General features: G+C 62.4%; 1 protein-coding gene. It reads right to left on the minus strand.

The features are described 5' to 3' along the window. Nucleotides 1-127: 127 nt before the first annotated feature. Nucleotides 128-994 (minus strand): transposase (locus tag NKI35_RS31270; protein WP_502897202.1); only part of this gene is annotated, 867 nt, incomplete at its 5' end.

The following is a 994-nucleotide window of genomic DNA, read 5'->3' on the forward strand; positions in this document are numbered from 1 at the left end:
CGCCAGCGATATCGCAAGGCATGGAGATTTTGGCGCAGGGCCGCCAAGGAAGGTTGAGTAAAGATGGTCGCGATCAGAGAGGCGACGATCTGGCGGGTGGCGCGCCACAGTAGCGGGCGCCCGTCGCTCAAGGGGGAGAGACACCCAACTCCTGCGAGAGGGGTTCGGTCACGAGCGCGATGAGGAAGTGTGCAAGGATCCAAGGCTTTGCGATCCTTGGGTCTTTGGCGGGAGGAGAGCGCAGCCCGATCAGGCTCTTCAGGCGCTTGAAGGCGAGTTCGATGCGCCAGCGCATGCGGTAGAGCTTGAGGACCGTATCGGCGGGAAACTCCTCCCGGTCAAGCGAGGTCACAAGCAGGACGAAGCCGGCCGCAATCAGCGTCTGCGGTTGAACCTTGTTGCCCTTGGCCCTGGCTTCCTTGTTGATTTTGCGCCGCGCTTCTTGTGCCGCGGCCTCGGATTTGCGCAAGGCGATCAGGCGCATCTTCACAGGCTCGCCCTTCTTGAGTGCCAGCCGGGCAGGCGTTTCGCAGACTTCCTCCCGGCAGTTCTCCAGGTAGCCGATGAGATCGAACGCCCTGCCGTTGGCGTCGAGCCATCGCGCGTTTTTCCACGACGCGCGCACAACAACATCGCCGCCTTGCGCCATCACCTTGGCGATCCGCTCGGCCTGCAGATAGGCGCGGTCACCGATGCGGATCTCGCCTGGCACCACCGGCACGCGGTCGATCAACTCGGCCTCGCTCTGGTCGGTGATCTCGATGAAGTCGAACTGCTCGCGCTCAAGCTCGAAGGCGCAGTGCATGCGCCAAAGACCATTGTTCTTCTTCTCATACGCACCGGCCTTGGCAACCGCTGTCGCATCGAGGATGCGAACCAGTCGGCCTTTGGCCAAACCTGCATCCTCGCGCTTCAAAAGGTGCCCAATCAACTGCTGCAGCCATGGTCCTGCATTGCGCAGCCGGCCAAGCAACGCCACGTCCGAAATGTCGGC

The organism is Mesorhizobium sp. M0676 (genome assembly GCF_040320535.1).
Lineage (GTDB): Bacteria > Pseudomonadota > Alphaproteobacteria > Rhizobiales > Rhizobiaceae > Mesorhizobium.